14 protein-coding genes and 2 tRNA genes are annotated in these 16,326 nt (G+C 35.3%); 6 read left to right on the plus strand and 10 right to left on the minus strand.

The features are described from left to right. Positions 1-168: 168 nt before the first annotated feature. The 5 genes from AACK98_RS05325 to hscB form a co-directional block, all read right to left on the minus strand. Complete coding sequence (locus tag AACK98_RS05325; RefSeq protein WP_339040535.1) at positions 169-1,371, minus strand: pentapeptide repeat-containing protein; 1,203 nt, start codon at positions 1,369-1,371, stop codon at positions 169-171. Positions 1,372-1,476: 105 nt separating this feature from the next. Next, positions 1,477-2,490 carry an aspartate-semialdehyde dehydrogenase gene (locus AACK98_RS05330; protein ID WP_339040537.1) on the minus strand — a complete coding sequence of 338 codons (1,014 nt, stop codon included), beginning with the start codon at positions 2,488-2,490 and terminating at the stop codon, positions 1,477-1,479. 17 nt (positions 2,491-2,507) lie between these two features. Beyond that, positions 2,508-3,125, minus strand: coding sequence for a dTMP kinase (gene tmk / locus AACK98_RS05335; protein ID WP_339040539.1), 618 nt, complete (start codon positions 3,123-3,125; stop codon positions 2,508-2,510). A gap of 6 nt (positions 3,126-3,131) precedes the next feature. Next, positions 3,132-4,682 carry an Hsp70 family protein gene (locus AACK98_RS05340; protein ID WP_339040541.1) on the minus strand — a complete coding sequence of 517 codons (1,551 nt, stop codon included), beginning with the start codon at positions 4,680-4,682 and terminating at the stop codon, positions 3,132-3,134. A 16-nt stretch (positions 4,683-4,698) separates the two neighbouring features. Continuing rightward, positions 4,699-5,178: a Fe-S protein assembly co-chaperone HscB gene (gene hscB, locus AACK98_RS05345; protein WP_339040543.1), complete on the minus strand. Its 480-nt coding sequence runs from the start codon at positions 5,176-5,178 to the stop codon at positions 4,699-4,701. A gap of 256 nt (positions 5,179-5,434) precedes the next feature. On the opposite strand from hscB, the gene AACK98_RS05350 reads away from it, so the two are divergent. Both AACK98_RS05350 and AACK98_RS05355 read left to right on the plus strand, forming a co-directional pair. After that, positions 5,435-5,764 carry a DUF2610 domain-containing protein gene (locus AACK98_RS05350; protein WP_339040545.1) on the plus strand — a complete coding sequence of 110 codons (330 nt, stop codon included), beginning with the start codon at positions 5,435-5,437 and terminating at the stop codon, positions 5,762-5,764. 11 nt (positions 5,765-5,775) lie between these two features. Further along, positions 5,776-6,213: a 6-carboxytetrahydropterin synthase gene (locus AACK98_RS05355; RefSeq protein WP_339042619.1), complete on the plus strand. Its 438-nt coding sequence runs from the start codon at positions 5,776-5,778 to the stop codon at positions 6,211-6,213. Between the two features lie 434 nt (positions 6,214-6,647). Here AACK98_RS05355 and AACK98_RS05360 read toward each other — a convergent pair whose 3' ends face one another. Continuing rightward, the gene (locus AACK98_RS05360) at positions 6,648-7,097 is read right to left on the minus strand and encodes a hypothetical protein (protein ID WP_339040547.1); all 450 of its coding nucleotides are present in this window, start codon (positions 7,095-7,097) and stop codon (positions 6,648-6,650) included. A 168-nt stretch (positions 7,098-7,265) separates the two neighbouring features. After that, positions 7,266-8,261: an ankyrin repeat domain-containing protein gene (locus AACK98_RS05365; protein WP_339040549.1), complete on the minus strand. Its 996-nt coding sequence runs from the start codon at positions 8,259-8,261 to the stop codon at positions 7,266-7,268. Positions 8,262-8,658: 397 nt separating this feature from the next. Here AACK98_RS05365 and AACK98_RS05370 point away from each other — a divergent pair, with 397 nt between their 5' ends. From AACK98_RS05370 to AACK98_RS05380, 3 genes are all read left to right on the plus strand, one after another. Further along, positions 8,659-8,946, plus strand: coding sequence for a hypothetical protein (locus AACK98_RS05370; RefSeq protein ID WP_339040551.1), 288 nt, complete (start codon positions 8,659-8,661; stop codon positions 8,944-8,946). Then, entirely contained in the window at positions 8,853-9,221 is a 369-nt protein-coding gene (locus AACK98_RS05375; protein ID WP_339042621.1) for an IS1 family transposase, read from the plus strand. Before AACK98_RS05370 ends, AACK98_RS05375 begins: the two co-directional genes overlap by 94 nt. 513 nt (positions 9,222-9,734) lie before the next feature. Further along, positions 9,735-10,322, plus strand: a complete 588-nt coding sequence (locus tag AACK98_RS05380) for a UbiX family flavin prenyltransferase (RefSeq protein ID WP_339040553.1) — start codon at positions 9,735-9,737, stop codon at positions 10,320-10,322. A 485-nt stretch (positions 10,323-10,807) separates the two neighbouring features. Here AACK98_RS05380 and AACK98_RS05385 read toward each other — a convergent pair. From AACK98_RS05385 to AACK98_RS05395, 3 genes are all read right to left on the minus strand, one after another. Beyond that, a tRNA-Ala gene (locus tag AACK98_RS05385) sits at positions 10,808-10,883 on the minus strand. A 14-nt stretch (positions 10,884-10,897) separates the two neighbouring features. After that, positions 10,898-10,972: transfer RNA gene (locus AACK98_RS05390), tRNA-Gly, on the minus strand. 375 nt (positions 10,973-11,347) lie between these two features. Next, a complete protein-coding gene (locus AACK98_RS05395; protein WP_339040554.1) occupies positions 11,348-12,991 on the minus strand; it encodes a hypothetical protein in 1,644 nt (547 codons plus the stop codon). A gap of 654 nt (positions 12,992-13,645) precedes the next feature. On the opposite strand from AACK98_RS05395, the gene AACK98_RS05400 reads away from it, so the two are divergent. Further along, positions 13,646-16,018 carry a flagellar hook-basal body complex protein gene (locus tag AACK98_RS05400; protein WP_339040556.1) on the plus strand — a complete coding sequence of 791 codons (2,373 nt, stop codon included), beginning with the start codon at positions 13,646-13,648 and terminating at the stop codon, positions 16,016-16,018. The last annotated feature ends 308 nt before the right edge of the window (positions 16,019-16,326 follow it).

Consider the following 16,326-nt stretch of genomic DNA (forward strand, 5'->3'; position numbering starts at 1 on the left):
ACTTATGAATGGTGATGATACAATTTTTAATGAAACACGCAACAAAAACCAGTAAGTCTGCCAGTCAAAAATCGATTTGCTGCGCTATTTTGCATTTGTTGGATTTGGTATAATTTATCCTATACTTCTAAATACGTACTTAACAGAATTCTACTTTTCTGTTGATATTTATTGTTTAGTGCTTTCATCTTTCTTTTGATCATCAGATTCATTGCTTGCAATATTCTCAGTATTAGCAATACCAGCACCGCTATTAATTGAAGCACCTATCGTGTTTGCACCCTTAAAATTTGCATTATCAAGATTTGAGTTCGTTATTACCGCTCCTTCCAAATCAGCATAAGAAAAATTACAAAATGCAAGATATGTATTATTAATCTTCATATTTTGCATATTCGCTTCTACAAACAGCACTGTGTGTGCAATTCCAGAATTCAATATTACATTAGAAAGATTTGCTCTACTCGCATCTACTCTAGATAGACTTACAAGCATTAAATTTGCATTACTTAAATCCGAATATTTCAAAAAAGCATCAGAGAGTTTTCCCCTTTTAAAACTAACATTTTGCAACTTAGCATAGCTAAAATCAGTAGCTTCTGCATATACATCGTCCATTATAGCACCATTAAAAATACCATATCGAAAAACTGCACCAAATAATATAGCCTTTCTTAAATCCGCGTTAGTAAAATTAGTATTTTTAGCACTTACAGTTTCTAAATTTGCATTAATCCATTTAACATCTATCATAGAAGCACCATCAAGTATGGCACTCTTCATATCAACACTGAGACCTAAACTATTATCAAACTTTGTACCTTTGAAGCTGCTACGCGTAAAGCTAGCAAATTGAATCTTAGCTCCAGAAAAATCTGTATTATTGAATGATGCAAACTCCGCCTTCACAACCGACAAATCAGCACCAGTAAATACCGCACTATCAGCGTATGCTTTATGCATATCTGCACCATATAATGAAGCATTACTGAAATCAGCAACAGCAAAGTTTGCACCTCTAAAATTAGCATCCTTAGCATTCACACCTTTAAAGCTAGATTCCTCTAAATACGCGTTCTCAAATATGGTGTTTTCCAATTTGCAATTATCAAACTTGACACCAAAAGCTTGCATTCCAGTAAAATCGAGGCCTGACAGATCAAGTCCAGATAAATCCGTACTGAGATCCTCTGCTAAATTTGATACTTGTTGCTTCTTGCTATTTTTTTGGAGATACAATTCAACATCTTTTCTTGTGACGATAACCTGCTCTTTTATGTTGCTATCATTATTTTCTACCTGCAACTGCTGAGCTTGGTTTTGCAAATTCTGTGTGACATCACCTTGCGCTACTTCACTTGCAAAAGACAAGTTGTTACATAGCAATGTTACAGTAAATACTATAATATGAAATAACTTAAAATTGCTGGACAATATACATAATCTTGTCATATTTCTAATTTTATTAGCTCAATGTTACAAATAACCATTTATCAATTCTTCAGCGATCTGTACAGCATTCAACGCAGCACCTTTTCTTAAATTATCAGAGACAACCCACATACTAAGTGTATTGTAATTACAAACTCTGCTATTACCACAACCTCTTATCCTTGAAACAAAAACAGAATAGTCACCAATGCACTCTATTGGAGTATTATAATTATATTCAGCACATAATTTTACAGAGGGTGCATTAGCCAATAACTCATGCGCAATCTCTGGAGTAATATGTTCTTCACATTCAACTGTAACAGACTCGCTATGTCCTATAAAAACTGGAACTCTTACACAAGTTGGTATTACATCAATTTCCTGATCAAAGATCTTCTGAGTCTCTACAATCATCTTCCATTCTTCAGAAGAATACCCACCTTCAAGAAATTCTCCTATTTGTGGTATTATATTAAATGCTATCTGCCTTTGAAAATGCACAGGCTGAACATTTTGATTAAAAAATTTACTCTTTGTTTGGTTAAATAACTCATCCATAGCTTTTGTACCAGCTCCAGAAACAGATTGATATGTTGATACAATAATCCTTTTTATTTTTGCATAATCATTTAAAGGTTTAAGCGCAACAACCATTTGCAGTACAGCACAATTAGGATTTGCTACTATATTCTTATTAGAGTAGTCACGCAGCTTATCCAGATTAACTTCAGGTACCACAAGCGGTATATCGTCATCCATCCTAAAGCAGGAAGAATTGTCTATAACTACACAACCACTTTTTGCTGCTATTTCCGCATATTGCCTTGAAACAGCAGCTCCAGCTGAAAATAATGCTATATCAGTCCCAGCAAAGTCATAAGATGAGAGTGGTTGTACCTCAAGCACATCATCTCCAAAACTTACCTTCTTTGGTGTTGATCTATCTGAACCAATCGCAATTAACTGAGAGATAGGGAAATTACGTTCATACAACACATTTAACATTTGGCGTCCAACGTTTCCAGTAGCACCAACAACAGCAACTTTATATTTCATTCTAGATATATTAATAATTAAGTTAATATATTTTTCATATTTTCTATCACTTGTATAGCAACACTATCCTCTGGCAGCGAAGCATCTACTATATTAAATCGATCTCCATCTTTCACTTTAAGGTGCAAAAACCCTTCTCTAATCCTTTTATAAAATTCAATATCACGTTTATCATAGTGACTCATTGATGAATTTCTATCTAAGACACGTTTCTTTGCTATTTCAGGATCAAGATCCAAAATAAAAGTTATGTCCGGCACTATTGGAGAAACGTGATCATTTACATAATGAATAAAATTCATATTCAAACCTTTGCAATAACCCTGATAGATTATTGATGAGTCAAAAAATCTGTCGCATATTACAACTTTTCCTGCGAGCAAATTTGGCAATATCAAATTCTGAATATGATCTCGCCTTGCAGCAGAAATCAATAAAAACTCCGTCATAGTATCACTTATTTCATAATCAGAGACTATAATATTTCTAATATGATTAGCAAGCTCTGTTCCTCCAGGCTCTTTAGTAATAACTACTGGAATGTTTTTAGATTTTAAATATTCTAGTAATATTCTACATTGCGTTGTTTTGCCAGCACCTTCACATCCTTCAAAAGTGATAAATTTTCCAGTCATTTTCTACTAGTTGCTCGTTAATAAACACTTTAATGTCTCATCAGATAATCCATATGATGGTCTTATCTCTACACTTTGTTTTATACCAGTGTTAATTTCTTCCGCAAAAACCATCAAAATTCCATCTGCATCTACACGAAAAGTTATCAGTAATCTCGGAACTCCAGCAGGCATTTTAGGGATTTTCGATAACTCAAATCTTGCAAGCGATCTACAAAAAGAGACTTTTTCTGACTCTCCTTGAAGCACATGCAGCTGAAAAATAGTCTGGTTGTCTTGAGATGTTGTAAACATCTTATTTACTTCTATAGGTATTGGAGTATTGCGTGGAATAATCACTTCAACAAGTCCACCTATAACCTCTATACCTAAAGAGAGCGGAGTAACATCAAGTAACAGATCGCTATCTGAACCTCGATATAAAGCTTCTGCTTGAATTGCAGCTCCGATTACAACAATTTCATCTGGATTAAACGAGTCTAATACGTTGACGCTAAATTCTTTTTCTAGTTCAAACTTAATACATGACATCCTTGTACTTCCACCAACTAGTATTATAGCATCTAGTAAATTAGCACAAGAACCATCAGTTGAACAATCTGCATCTTTCAAAGCTTTTTTAAATAAAGATATTGTCCTTTTCAGTAAATGCTCAGTGGCTCTTTCAAATTCACTTCGTGTAACGCGACACCCTTGGAAATAATCTTGATCTGTGCCAAGCCATTCTTCATGATAAGTTAAATACTCTTTGATACGTTTTGCTTCATTTAATGCTAAACTCATATTTTCACTACTAGGCATACTTAGCTTGTGTTTGTTAATGATGAAATTGAGTAGCTCAATGTCAAAATCATCACCACCAAGCTGCAAATCTCCTGCAACCGCAATAACCTTCAATACACCATACTGCATGCGCAATATTGATATATCAAAAGTCCCACCACCTAAATCATATACTGCAAAAGTTCCTACAGCTTTATTTTGCATACCATATGCAAATGCAGCCGCAGTTGGTTCATTAATAAGTCGCAGAACTTCAAGACCTGCAATTTTTGCCGCTTTTTGCGTTGCATTTCTAGCGGCATCATCAAAATATGCAGGCACAGTAATAACAGCTTTTCTTATATCTATCTTGAGAGAATCCTCTGCCGCCATTTTAAGAGCTTTTAAAATCTCTGCACTCACTTCTTCTGGAGAAACAGATCTTTTTCCAGCAAGGATATCGATCTGACCTTCTTTAAAGGTAATATCCAAATGCGGCAAGATCGTATTTGTAGAAATATCAGCATGTGACTTTCCAATCAATCTTTTGACAGAATTTATAGCACCTGAGAATGCTTTGGCACTACTTCCTACAAAAACTTCACCATCACTATAATATACAATAGAAGGAAGTAACTTATTACCTTCTATCTCTATTATATCTACTTTACCTGAGCGTGAAACAGCAATTAGTGAATTAGTAGTACCTAGATCTATGCCAACTGCAACACAGCCTCCATTCTCGTTTGATGTAGTTTCATGAGTATTTGGTTCTTGGATCTGGTAAAATTGCATCTATGAAATATAATATTTATATTCTCTCTAAAAATCTATTTATAAACTTAAGCTTCATATATTGCTTTAACGCTTCATCATATAAAGCACTGTTCAGCATATCCTTTAAAAGCTTTAATGTTTGATCTTTTTCAGATAAAATCTCAGACTTTAACTGACTCTTGTCTTCGTCTTCATCTTCTAAGCGTTCCTGCCATTCCATGGACAACAATAAAAGATCTTGTGTCGCAGAAGAGATTTCATTACTCACTGAGTTGTCCAAGCTATATCCATGCTGTTTTAATATGTATTCCGCTCTCTTTATAGGATCTATCAAAACTCCATATGCTGTATTTATCAAACTACTATTATGTAGTGCAATTTCTTTTTCTAATTTAGATGAAAAAACAAATTTGTCTGGATGAAATATTTTAAGAAGTCTTATAAGAGCATCTTCCAGCACAAAACGTGAAACTTCAAATTGCAATTCTAATGAGAATAAATCAAAATAATTCACATCACTCGAAATCGACATTACCCTTCCACAATTACCGCATAGCAATATTTCCGTAGTATTGCAAGAACAATGAGGACATACTTGAGAACTTGTTAACATGCAAATTCCATTATACAATTTCTTGAATTTAATAAAGTATAGTTGTATCATACTCCAGAGACATAAATGAATATTATAAATGTTGCAAACTTTTTTGTTTTCTCATCTATGATTTTTTTAGTTATATACAGGGTGTTTCGTTGGGAGAATCTATATAATGACTGAATTGAAAAAATTTGACATACCTTGCTTTTTTAACGGAGCAAAACAAACGATTGCAGTCTTTTTAGGTGATTCAGCACCTGATCATCATCCTCTACACTTTCAAGCAGAGTGGATTACAAAGGATAAAGGTGGACAGATACCTCAAGATATAATGGAAACAGTTGCAAAGATACAAGACTTAGCAAAAAGGAGTAATGTACCATTTATGGATTTATGGCAATACGCACTTGAAGCATCTTCAAATCAATCAATAGAATATAATAGTGAGAGTAAAAGTAGTGAAAATAAAATATCAAATAGTATTCAGCAATTAAAGGGCTAGATTTTATGTCAATAATTACTTGCACTAGAAAAATAGAATTTGACGCAGCCCATAGAGTCATGGGATATCATGGCAAGTGCAGGATGCTGCATGGACATAGATATAAAATTGAAGCAACTTTTGCCGCTGAAGCTTTATCAGCACTAGGTATGGTTATAGATTTTGCAAGCATTAAAGATGTGCTAAATTGCTGGTTACTGGAGCACTGGGATCACAATATAATATTAAATTCTGAAGACAATGAGCTAGGCGGCAGGATCTCTGATCTTACTGGGCAAAAGGTTTATTATCTTGACTATAATCCAACAGCTGAAAATATGGCACACTATCTAATAAATTATGTATGCCCAAAGCTTTTTGAGAAACATAATGTAAAATGTATTAAGGTCAAGCTATATGAAACAACAAATTGTTATTCAGAAGCATATTTAAGTAAGCAGTGCTATTAGATCTGATCAACTGTGCCTTCCTCTTTCTAATGCATCCGTCTTTCAAATAATTACTAATCAATAGACCTCTCGCAGAACCTATTTATGAGAAGCGAATGGTAGAGGCTTGAGACGCGCAAAGGAGGCATGTATTCTAATATATAACGACCTTTAGCATTAAGGCGACGCACCAGGCGCCCTCAGAAATTGAGTTACGCAAGAGGTATAATGTTATTAGTATATCCATTAACATGGCAAAATAGCAAAGAAGTTGTATACTAATCATACTTTGCAAAAATTGGCACATAAAAAGATCGCTCGTTAAGTAATTGCTTGCAAGCCAACATAAATTCTATAGCTTCTTAGGAAATTATGACGCAGATGACTTTAAAAGCGCTGGTTTAAAAGGCGACGCTAAGAAAAGAACCAGCGCTTTTGTTATTTTAATAGATTGGCTATTGAGCTTCTAACTGACTGGAATGTTCAATTAGAATTATATCATCTGCTAAATAAACATCTGCATTGCTGCTGCGCTCCGTAACGTGATCATTATTAAACTTTCCTAAAGAACTATGCAAAAGCCAGCCAAACGCAGCGTATGCAGCATTCGATTTAAAAAACCAGTCATCACTGCCATATTCTTTATATAGCGAATATAAGTTGGAGATGGAACTATATGCGCTATAACAAGCAACAGCGGCACTATGTAGGAATGTCATTTGCGGCGCTGCAACAATGTATGCAGCAGAATAATGCAATCCAGTATAAGCAGCTGTTATAACAGCGTGACGAAGTACAGCGCCATATTCACCAAGATAGCCCAAGTATATAATGTCAGCTGCGTTGACAGCATTAGAATACCAATTAAAGCCATGTAACATATTAGACCTCTTGCATAACCTCATTCTGAGGTAGAAATTCTTATAGAGTAGATTTTTGCAAAACGTCACCAAACAATGATCCACGTGAGTGTTTTTATGTTTTAGTGACAATCAAATCACAGTTTGGAACAGGTTATGCAAGAGGTCTATTATACAAGTGTGCAGAGTCAATTATAACTTTTTTAACATTATCTACCGTTGGTTCGTGTGCAAATAAGTAAGTATTTCACCTACTGAATCTGGATCTTCATGAACAGGTTTCATCAGAAATGATAATAAATGTGATTTTAGATGCTTATTCAGTTCACCCCATTTATTTCCTTGGTAATATTGCATCATATCTTTCTTGACTAAGCTGACTCGTGTTAAATCACCATCTTTATGCCACCTACTGTCAATTGATGATCCTAAAAATATTGGGCCTGCAACTTTTTCTCTTAGAACAGATATTTTATATGATGATGATATAATTGAATTTTTGATGAAGTTATTACTAACAATCTTTTCAAATGCATTATGCTCTAAAATATAACCACAAAGTCTTGCAAAAGATTCTTGATCTTTCTCTTCCACATATGATAATGCCAGCATTACTATCTCTTCTTTTGCTATAAAAAGAGATGGCTTATTATACAGCAGAGCTTCAACTCTGCGGCCTCCAGTTGCAGCCAATTCTTTTAGCAATAAGTTTGGCACCTCAATATTTTGATTCTTTATTGCAGTACGAAGTATTTGATAATCCTCACTCTCCAATTTCTTTTTCATGTTTATTTCTGCATCTTTAGCGTATTCAAGCAATAATTGCAACGTCTCATGGTTAGGATTGCTTACGGCTGCGTCCAGGATTATGCTATGATGCTGCTTAAAAATTTCCCTCATATCTATTCCTACTGCTTGAGCCTGTTCAAACAATAATTTGATCACTTCATGGTTTTTGTTTTGTGCCGCATAGTAAAGCGTCATATGACATCCACTTTGTAGGATCTTTTGTATACTCATCTTTACTTCTTTCTTTTCAGTATATTGAAGTAATAATTTTATCACCTCAGGACTAATATCTTGCGTTGCTACCTGAACATTGATATCACCCTTATTCTCTATCATTGCTTTAATATCTTCTCCATTTTTTGCAGCAATATCAAAGAAAGTTTGAAGAGTTTTGCCATCTTCTTGTCTTAAAATACGCAAAAAAATTCAGCGTCATATAATATCTGCTTCAATATAGAATAATCGCTATCTTTTACCTCATTGATTGCTTTATCATAAATTCGCTTTAAATTCCCCATCTTTTCTGTATATTTCATATCAACTCCAAAAATTTGCGTTGTATAAAACAAAAACTTCCGATATTAAAACAAAATTCGAGAGTTTTCACAATTAGACAGAAGTATGATATGATCACTTTTTTAAAAACTAAAGAGTGGTTTTATGGTTTGTTGTAAGGGATGTTGCTCTGATAGCTTGGTAAAGAATGGCATTGTGAGGGGGTGTACAGCGTTATCAGTGCAGATCATGCTTTCTAAATTTTGTTGAGGGCGATCTGGGCAAGAAGCCTCAAACAGCTGTTAAGAAAGCATTATGCGTTATGCTATATAGTCTTGGTAATGGCTCTTTTTCTATGTTATGCAAGATATTAGGGCATTCGCCGTCCATAATTTATCGCTGGGTAGTAGAGGCGATGGGCAAGACTCAGGAGCCAGTTGTCTCTTCGGATATTATGGAGATGGAATTCGACGAGATGTGGCATTTTATTGGTTCAAAAAAAACAAGCTTTGGATCATTAAGGCAGTTGATCGTAGTACAAGGAGAACAGTTGCCTGGGTTACAGGCAATCGTGATACTGCAACATTCCAAAAGCTCTACAACAAAGTGAGTCATCTGAAAGAATGTCATTTTTATACGGATGATTGGGATGCTTTTTCTAAAATTTTACCCAAAGAGCGTCATACAATTGGAAAGTCTGGCACAGTATGTATCGAGAGAGATAATAGCAACACGCGACACCATTTAGGCCGAATGACACGGCGCACTAAAATCGTTTCTAAAAAAGAGTCAAGGGTATACGGATCCATCAAGCTTTGGTGCGCTCTTACTATTACACAAATATTCAAACAATATCAAGAACAGCTCTTATCTATCTTTATGTGAAAACTCTCTTTTTAATAATGTAAGCTGCTAATTATTTTGTCATTGGCAACTCATCTAAATACAGCACCGTTAACTTGAGTTATTGTGCAGACCTTTTCATCCTTATTTTCCATATTATTTCATTAATTTCTTCGCCAATATACCAAAATATCAAGCATAGAAAGATATTTAATATGCTTTAAAGGCATTTGCATACACGATAATTTTTGCATAATACTCATAAGTAATATATAGTGATGACATATAGAAAATAAAGTATTATTATCCATCTCACAACTCAAATAATACCAAATTCCCCAAATAACAACATATATTCGCTGCGTATTTTTTAGAGAATTTAAGATGAGATTGGAGTGTATCTGAACTAGAAGTACAATAACCATGCGTGCACTTAAATTTTCTAAAAAGACAAAGCTAAAGTGTTCGGTTACCTGTGAGATTGAGCATAAATTAACTTTGCAGCTAATTTTCTTCATATTTACTATTTTATAGAAGTTTATTGTGAATTTAACAGTGAAAAATACACCAAAATCTCTAGTTATTGCAATGACAGGAGCAACAGGTGCCGCATATGGTATCGAGATCTTAAAGATCTTAAAAACTCTTAGTATTGAAACACATCTGATAATTAGCGATGCCGCCAATATCACGATAAATTATGAAACGAATTACTCAATCGATGATATCAAGAGTATTGCAACATTCTCATATAAATGTCATGATATAAAAAGCTGCCTCTCAAGCGGCTCGTTTAAACATGACGGGATGATTATCGCACCTTGTTCAGTCAAAACAATGTCCTCAATTGCATATGGAATCGCAGATAATCTCATTATAAGAGCAGCAGATGTTACACTAAAAGAAAGAAGACCACTTGTTTTAATGCTTAGAGAAACACCATTTAATCTAAGCCATATAGAAGCAATGAAACAAATAACTCTTATGAGTGGAATCATTGCCCCACCTTTAAACTCCTTTTATATTAAGCCAAAAAATATCGAAGATCTTGTGCACTACAGTGCAGCAAGAATTTTAGATCTTTTTGGGATTCATATAGAATGCAGTGATAGGTGGAATGGAAGCAGAAAAAACTTTAAATGACAAATAACACTTTAACTTCTTAGTCGCCTGCCGCTATAACTCTAAGAAGTGGAAGACTGATGTACACTACCTTTGTGATCAAAAAAATCTTATGTAGTCTATCCGTCACAAATCGATTTGCTGCGGAAAATAAATTTTTGTGGAGAAAAGTTAAATGTACTAATAATTAGCCTTTAGAACTGCCCTGCGCTAATTTTGTGGCATATCATTTTCTAATACTTGCAAATACTACTTAACAAAATCCATAAGGTTTTGAGCAATTTCGCCACCTTTTCCGCAGGACTTTTGGTGCAGCATAATTACTTGCAAGCCGACCAAATCCTCAGCTTATTAGAGCTATGACACAGGCGACTATGTGGCTTGAATACATCGAAAACATGCACCCACATGATTTTTATATGAGAGATGCTGGTTTAATATAGAAACACCGTAAAGATGAAGCTTTTAGCTTTTTGCAAAAACAGCTGAAAGCCAGAAAAAATATATGGTGGAGACAATCAGATTCGAACTGATGACCCTCTGCTTGCAAAGCAGATGCTCTACCAACTGAGCTATGCCCCCAAAAAGAGTAAAAGTGGAGCGGGAGAAGGGATTCGAACCCTCGACTTCAACCTTGGCAAGGTTGCGCTCTACCACTGAGCTACACCCGCAAATGCAACCAATAGATGAACCTCAAGAGCGCAAGCAGTAAAACAAAACCACAGACCCACTATACATCTAACAAGCGCACAATACAATAAATCACCCAAAAATGCTACAAAATTTTCACAAGTAATTGCCGCACTAAACTACCTAATGAAAAACACTAAGAGACGGTAAATCACTCACAAGCTGTTGTTTTGCCAGAAATGCAATAACTTGTCAATACTATTCATCACAGCAATACAAAAAATAATATCATTGAGTATTACAGATACGAGTATTTATCACATATGGTATGGCAAACTAACCCCTCATATTGATGAAGGCAGTACCTCACAAAATCCATCAGGTTTTGGGCAATTTTGCCACTTTTCCCACTAATTTTATCCACCGGCTGCCGGACCGCGTGACGTACGTGCATTATCTTTGCTCTGTTTTATAAGCTCTCCATAACTACTATGATGTTCTTTTGCAAATTTTGTACTAACTTTGTCACTTACAACACCCACATTAGTTTTTAGCTTAGTTGTTGTATTAGCTTTTTCTTGTACTATGCCTTGCTGTATTCTTTGTTCATCAATAGCACCTTTTGCTATTTCTCCTTTCATCTTACTTGTATCTTCACTTTGAGTAACAACAGTAGCGCCTATAGTTTCCTGACGCACTTGTGTGTTATTATCTTGACCTATAGTAAACATATTACCAACATTTTCCTTGATAACAGGAACATTACCTTCTTTCTTTTGAACAATATCATTCTGAATTACATGCTCCTTTTCAACGCTCACAACGCTCTGCTTCTTCTCCTGCAATTTTTGCTCATAATATTCATAATTATTTGCTCTTGGTGCAAACATTTTATGAGTCTTTTCTGTAGATAAACCACCTATTATAACATCACGAAAACACCCCAAATATTCTTTGGTTTTATCTCCGAAAGATCTAGAGAGGCCAAATTGATTATTACGTTCAAACTCTGCAGTTGCAATATTACATTCTTCTGCACATTTATTAATACTTGCATCAGGATGCTTTTCAAGATAATCTAACATAGCTTTAAGGCCTGCATTATCCGCAGCTCTTGAATCTATTGCAGGCTTTATTAGCTCAAGACCTTTGGAATTTTGATAAACTAGCTTCACATCTTGTTTTAACATCTCAACATCTTTTAATAGTTTAACAACCTCACTATCAAAAGCACGTTGCATTCTAATGTTCTGTCCATAATTAAGAGTTGTACCAAGTACTGCAAATGATATAGAAACAGGATTTAAAGATGCGACACTTGATAGAATACATGCTATATTCTCAGGGACTCTACCAACCACCCCTTTAAATATAGTGTCTCTCCAGCTAGCCTTCTTGACCTCACCCTTATACTCAGGATCAATTTCAGGATTTAAATTGATAACACCAACAAGTTCCCTAGCAACGTCAGGCCTCAATTCAAAAAGTTTGCCAATCAATTCTTTTCGCGTATCATTCACACCTTTGTATTCATTTAGCATCTTCTCTTCTTTTTGCAAAATTCGAAGGTTATATAACCTTTTTGCTTCTATTCCAGCAGCAACTACTATACTACATACAGATACTGCACATGCAGCTATTCCAAGTGGCATTGAAACTGGGTTAATCATTAAGAATGCTGCCCCCACTAAGCTATATATCCTACATGCAGTAGGTGATCCAAGTTTATCTATCCACGGCTCCAGCTTTTTATGTACTGCATCTATCACCGGTTCTATCTTCCCATAGACAGCGCCAATACCACTAGCTACAGGAAAAATAGTAAAAGATGCAACAGCAAAAAGCATTCTCTTTATAATACCTGGATGCTCCTCCTCTTTTTCACTCTCCCTCTCATTTTCATTGTCTTGTTCCACCGCAGCCCTCAAATCTTCTCTAGAGTGCGTTTTCAAAAGACCTTTTTTATCGCCAGCAGCAGCATCATATCCCTGATATGCCAACATAGCTGTTTTTACAATACCTTTTAACGCAGTGATGATCTGTGATAGAACAGGAAACATTTTTTCACACCATACATTATGATTAATCTCATTCTTAAAATATTACTACAACTTAGTATCTAAAATTAAAAACAAGCAATGACCTATAATTTATTTAGATTACTCAAACGACAATAGTAACCAACAAAGCATCATAGTGCACAAACAACAACAAATAACCTAAGGCAAATTTCTCACTTGTTCAATGTATTGCAATCAATTTACATCAATCTTATCATTCGCAAACAATACATGCATAATAACTTAACCGTATGCTAATACTAATACTTCACAGTAAAGATCAAATCTTACTACATATTGCTTGTAATTTTCACAAATACTATAAGTAGCAAATCCCTATTACAAATATGGTAATAATATATCTACACTCCTAGTAAACAATTTTCATAGCACGATCATGCAACTCAAATAGCTATAACATCCTTATTACCTTCTATAAATAAAAATACAATTATAGCATATCTATATATTATTCGCTATCCCTCATATAATCAAGCTTTGTGGCACTATACTTACTATAAGATTTTTCAATTTAGTGATAAGTAAACATTATTTGGCACAAAACTTGCTTACTAGTTATTTCGATGTCTAGTGAGAAAAACGCTGGTACATGCAGTAAAAAAATGATCAAAAAATATTATGGAGTAATAAACTATGGCTGGTAGCAATTTTGTTGGTCCTATTTTAACAGCTCAACAGTCAATGAGAATTGCAGGAGATAATCTTTCAAATGTGAATGTTAACGGTGCAAAAGGCCCGGCTCAGGATTTTGCCAATCTTGTCGCAGGAACTGGAAATGTTGATGTAAAATCAAGATCGACAATTGCTCAGAAAGGTAATGTGCAGTTTACTAACAGAGAAGGTGACTTCAGCGTTAAAAATCAAAATAATGGAATGTATTGCTTTTTGCCAGTTGCAGCCAATGAAGATAGCACAGAAGTATTATTAACACCTACAGGCTCTTTTGAGACTGATAAAAATGGTATTCTAAAAGAAGACTCAAGCGGAAAGGTGTTGCTTGGTGCAAAACTGACAGATGGAGAAATAACATCTGATTTTTCAGAGCTTGTGCCAATATTCATAGATAAAAATGCTATATTACAGGCAGAAGCGACAACAAAAATTGACACTACAATGAGGCTAAATTCAGGAGAAATAGTAACAGGAAAAGCACAAACTTTACTAACAACACAAGGCAGTCCAGACAAATTCATTAATCCCGGTACTCTAAAAAGCGGAACGAGTTTTTCAGTTACAGCAATAGATGGAGCAAAAAACGAATATAGTAAGAGAAGCGATGGAGCAAGAAAACCATTTTTACAGCAGTATACATTCGGCGGATTTGTACACTCAGGGAAATTTGATGAAGCTGGAACTAATCTTGTTGTACTAAATGGAAATACAATGCAGATAAAAGCAGGTAATAATAACGTCACTATCACAGCTTCTACCACAGCCACAAACAACAAAGACTTTCTAGACCAGTTGGTCGCGCAGATTAACACAAATTCTGCACTACAAGCTAGCGTACTTACAGATACAGTAGGTGGAATAAATCAACTCTCTCTAATGATAGCTCCAAAAAACTTATCATCCGATCTTGAAGTTGCGGATGATCCAAAAAATCCAAGCGCGTTATTTCAAACGCTTGCTTTCGATAATAGCTCTATACCAAACGCAGAAAATGGGGAAAATAGGTTTGTTACTATGCAAGGATTAGCGGGCTTGCTTAAGTCAAATTCAAAAGCATTTTCAAAAGTTGATCAAATGACAACAAATGGAGCATCTAGCTCTGTTTTATTACTGGAAACAGCCTCAAGCTCCTCTGTAATGATTACAAACCGCAGCCAAGATCCAGATAAAAATTTACTAGGTCTTCTTGGTATGTCAAATAAGCAGATTGGGACTCAACAACCATCTTATAGCCCATTGGCTTCGGGCAAAGGTAGTATGTCTAAAGGAGATGTAACGCCAGACACCTTGGGTGAAAACAAGGTTTATGATGCTCAAGGAAATGCAAGGCAGGTTTACATGGCTGCCAAAAAATTGGGTGATAATATCTGGGCCGCTGAGATATACTACCCACAAGACAATATCAAAGGAAATAATTTAATAGCGCAAGCAGGAATACTACGCTTTGACGGAAGTGGACATCTACAAGGTATTTCTAAAATTGAAATTCCATATTTCAGCAAAGATATAGGAGATTTAAGCCAAGATCTTGGCGCGTCAGTCAGAGCAACAAATGGAGATGACCTTAATATCACAGCAGGTGGAATAACAAAGAGTTTTAAATATGACACTGCAGCACCTTCAGGTATCAAATCAACATTTGACTTAATTACAGCAATTTTATCTAGCGATCTACCAATAAAGGTTAACATATCAAAAGATGGGAATGCAAGTAAGCTGGAATTTACAGGTGCGGCCCCTGACGTTGCTGTAAGCATAAGCGGTGCACTTGCGGATCCAAATAAAATGAACATAGTTCAAGAATCTAAAGAAGCTATTCCAGCGCTAGGCTCTTCAAATGCTGTATTTGATTGGACTAGTGTTCCAGATGGTGTATCTCCTAGTAGCATTGACATAAGTTTCAACACTGAGAACATACTACAACAAAACATGGATTATACTCTGAATTTAGGTGTTAAAGATGGCAGAACAACAGCAACATTTTCTAGCTGGTCGTCAGATGAAAATGGGATAATATCTGCTGTTTTCTCAAATGGAGAAACGCAAAATCTATATCAAGTTCCAGTAGCAGCAGTCATAGCACCTCAACACCTGATGGAGCGTGATAGCGGAATGTATTCACAATCGATCAATTCAGGTCACGTGCAATATTTTGCAGCTGGTTCTGGCTCAGCTCCAAATATACTACCTCGTAGCGTAGAAGGCAGTAATGTTGCATCAATAAAAGAAATGACACAAATTATCGATACAGGACAGTGGAACGCTATGTTAACCGCAGGATTTCAGGTAAATAATTCCATGATAAACGATATAATATCTGCAGCTAAGAGGTAATCTACCTTGATAGTAGTATCTTTCACCCACCTCCTATAGAGGTGGGTTTTTTAAAATCTTCGCTATGTTAATTAATCTATCCGCCAAAAATTAGCTTTTAGATCTGCCCTGCGCTAATTTTCGGATATATTAATTGGCCCTATGCTGCAAATGCTACTTTCACAAAATCCGTAAGGTTTTTGGGTCTTTTATAACATTTTCTTACGGATTTAGAACACTATTTTGACACTCGTGGCACCATTTTATGCTGCTTCTGAGACTTTTGTGGCGCGGCGCGTACTAATTAAAAGCAGCTACTTAACGCGAAT

The organism is Candidatus Lariskella endosymbiont of Hedychridium roseum, assembly GCF_964020185.1.
Taxonomy (GTDB): Bacteria; Pseudomonadota; Alphaproteobacteria; order Rickettsiales; family Midichloriaceae; genus Lariskella.

Excerpts from the sequence above, each read along its gene's own strand:
- AACK98_RS05330 (WP_339040537.1), bottom strand. The coding sequence starts at position 2,490 with ATGAAATATAAAGTTGCTGTTGTTGGTGCTACTGGAAACGTTGGACGC.
- tmk (WP_339040539.1), bottom strand. The coding sequence starts at position 3,125 with ATGACTGGAAAATTTATCACTTTTGAAGGATGTGAAGGTGCTGGCAAA.
- AACK98_RS05340 (WP_339040541.1), bottom strand. The coding sequence starts at position 4,682 with ATGCAATTTTACCAGATCCAAGAACCAAATACTCATGAAACTACATCA.
- AACK98_RS05350 (WP_339040545.1), top strand. The coding sequence starts at position 5,435 with ATGACTGAATTGAAAAAATTTGACATACCTTGCTTTTTTAACGGAGCA.
- AACK98_RS05360 (WP_339040547.1), bottom strand. The coding sequence starts at position 7,097 with ATGAGGTTATGCAAGAGGTCTAATATGTTACATGGCTTTAATTGGTAT.
- AACK98_RS05370 (WP_339040551.1), top strand. The coding sequence starts at position 8,659 with ATGCTATATAGTCTTGGTAATGGCTCTTTTTCTATGTTATGCAAGATA.
- AACK98_RS05395 (WP_339040554.1), bottom strand. The coding sequence starts at position 12,991 with ATGTTTCCTGTTCTATCACAGATCATCACTGCGTTAAAAGGTATTGTA.
- AACK98_RS05400 (WP_339040556.1), top strand. The coding sequence starts at position 13,646 with ATGGCTGGTAGCAATTTTGTTGGTCCTATTTTAACAGCTCAACAGTCA.